At 62.9% G+C, this 2,630-nt stretch carries 4 protein-coding genes; all 4 read right to left on the reverse strand.

The annotated features are described in order from the left end of the window. A partial coding sequence (locus EN935_RS30455; protein ID WP_127373939.1) for an isocitrate lyase/phosphoenolpyruvate mutase family protein occupies positions 1–528 on the reverse strand: 528 nt, incomplete at its 3' end. An 80-nt stretch (positions 529–608) separates the two neighbouring features. Then, positions 609–1,463: a hypothetical protein gene (locus tag EN935_RS30460; RefSeq protein WP_127262826.1), complete on the reverse strand. Its 855-nt coding sequence runs from the start codon at positions 1,461–1,463 to the stop codon at positions 609–611. A 69-nt stretch (positions 1,464–1,532) separates the two neighbouring features. Next, on the reverse strand, positions 1,533–2,195 hold the full coding sequence (locus EN935_RS30465; RefSeq protein WP_109666074.1) for an HAD family phosphatase: 663 nt from the start codon (positions 2,193–2,195) through the stop codon (positions 1,533–1,535). Further along, the coding region (gene dut, locus EN935_RS30470) for a dUTP diphosphatase (RefSeq protein ID WP_127373940.1) at positions 2,195–2,630 on the reverse strand (436 nt) is incomplete at its 5' end. The genes EN935_RS30465 and dut, both read right to left, overlap by 1 nt.

Here is a 2,630-nt window from a genome sequence, read left to right on the forward strand (position 1 = left end):
GAGCACGTCGGCGCCGGCCTTCTCGAAGGCCTGCAGCCGCTTGATGGTGTCGTCGAGGTCGGCCTTGCCCCACAGAAAATTCTCGGCGCGCGCGGTGAAGACGAAATCGCGCTTCAGCGCCCGCGCCGCCTCCACGGCTGCCGCGACGCGCTCGACGGCATGCGTAAAATCATAGATCGGCTTGTCCGGATCGCCAGTGTGGTCTTCGATCGAGCAGCCGGCAAGACCGGCCGCTTCGGCCGCGAAGATGGTTTCGGCAGCCTGCTCGGCGCTGTCGCCCTTGCCCCTCTCGAGGTCGGCCGAGACCGGCAGGCTGGTCGCCGCCGTCACCTCGCGGCAATGGTGGATCATCGCCTCGAAGGTCACGGCGCCGTCCGGCAGGCCGCGCGAAAAGGCAAAGCCGGCGCTGGTCGTCGCCAGTGCCGTGAAGCCGAAGGAACCCAGCAGCTTCGTCGTGCCGATATCCCAGGGATTGGGCATGACGAAGGTCGAGGCATGCAGGTCGCGAAAGATCTTGCCCTTGTCCATGGTAATTCCCCCATCATGTGCTGTGTGGCTAAGCGGATTTTATCCTGCCCCATTTGACCGGGCAAACGAATGCGGTTGGTTCAGAAGCGTTTGGCGTTCTCTCCTGCCAATTTGTCCAGCGCGTCGGAATCCTTGGCGTAGCGCGATGTCTTCTTGTCCCAGTGATAGGTGATGGAAATCGCGTGGGACTCAGGCTTGGGCGGTTCGTCGCCGCAGCTTTCGCCGTTCAGCACTGTGGCATCGGTCACCGTCACCTTGATGGCGGCATGGCGTTGGCCCTCGGCGATGGCTTTGAAGGCAATGTCCTGCGTCCGGCTGTAGGCACACACGTGCTCATTGAACATGTAGATGATGTCGATCAGCTTCAACCTGTCCCTGGCAACCATGATCAGCGGGACGATAATATAGTTCTGGTTTGAATTGGAATGCGAACTCTCGATCGTGAGGATGTCATCACTGGCGCCGACGGCGAGCTTGCCGGGTTCGCGGAAATAGGTGCTGCGGTCGAGGGCGACATTGGCGGCGTCGAGCAGCTTTGGCTTGCCCGTAATGTCGTACAGCGCCAGCACCGCATAGCCCTCGGCGCTATCGGGGGAATCACCGAGATCGAACAGCATGGTCAAGCGGTCCTTGCCGCCAGCCCTGATGGCAAGCACTGCAGCGTTGGAAAAGCCCGACGTCTCGGGCGGCGAGCCGCCGCTGTCGAGCCCCTCGATATGGCGCATCTTGATCGGCAGCCCGCCCCTGTAAAAGCCATTCTTGTCGGCGGCAAGATCAGGAATGACCATCCTGGCGAGGTCGAGATAGGTGAAATCTTTTCGGCCGGGCAGTGGGCTGCCTAGATCCGGAAGGCTGGCGTCTTGGGCAAGCGCTGCGGTCCACAGCAATGGCAGCAGCATCACGGCGAGGATGAAGCGAAGCAGGTTCGTCGGCATGGTCGTCGCCTCAGGCTGTCGGGCGCGGAACGTAGCACAGCCCACCAAGCCGTCCAGTCGGGACGATGGTCAGTGGATCGGCACCAGCCCGGCAAGCTCGCGCATGTCGTCGAAAAGGATGCCGCCGGCCTGGATCAGGCCGTCGCGGTCGGAATAGGGATCGGCATGATAGGAAAACACCCGCATGCCGGCGGCGATGCCGGCCTGCGTGCCGGCGACGCTGTCTTCGATGACGATGCAGTCGGCGGGCGCAAAGCCCATGGTTTTGGCCGCATGCAGGAACAGGTCGGGAAACGGCTTGCCGCGACCGACCATGGTCGAAGAAAACATCGCGTGCTCGAACAGCGGCAACAGTCCGGTCTGGCCAAGCGTGATGTGCATTTTCGACACCCGGGCCGAGGTGGCGACGCAATAGGCGATATCGGCTGAACGCACGGCTTCGACAAACTCGCGGACGTAGGGGATCGCCTCGACGCCATGGGCGAACAGGTCCGGCAGGCCGGCATTCCAGCGATCGACGAAATCGGCGCCGAGCCTGACGCTGGTCTCTGCTTCGATCTCTTTCTGCACCGACGCCATGCTGCGGCCGGAGAAATTCTTGCGGCAATATTCGAAGCTTGTCGGATAGCCGGCAGCGGTCAGCCATTCGGCGAGGCGCCGGTTGGCCAAGTTCTCAGTATCGACCAGGATGCCGTCGCAGTCGAAGATGACAAGTTTAGGCAGTTCAGACATCAGGCGGTGCCGGTCGAGCCGAACCCGCCCGCGCCACGCGCGGTGCCGCCTGCCAATGTGCGCTCTTCCACGGCCGCCTGCGTCACCGCCGCGAAGACGATCTGGGCGATGCGCATGCCGCGCGTCACCGCGAAATCCTCGTCGCCCAGATTGATCAGCAACACCTTGACCTCGCCGCGGTAGTCGCTGTCGATGGTGCCGGGCGTGTTGAGGACGGTAAGGCCATGTTTGAAAGCAAGACCCGAGCGTGGCCGGACCTGACCCTCCATGCCTTCCGGAATTTCCAGGATCAGCCCGGTCGGCACCAAAGCGCGTTTTCCCGGCAGGATCAGCAGCGGCCGGTCGTCCGGCACCGCGGCGCGCAAATCCATGCCGGCCGCGCCAGTGCTTTCATAGGCGGGAAGGGGAAGTCCTTCACCATGCGGCAACCTGACG

The organism is Mesorhizobium sp. M7D.F.Ca.US.004.03.1.1 (genome assembly GCF_003998635.1).
Classification (GTDB): Bacteria; Pseudomonadota; Alphaproteobacteria; order Rhizobiales; family Rhizobiaceae; genus Mesorhizobium; species Mesorhizobium loti.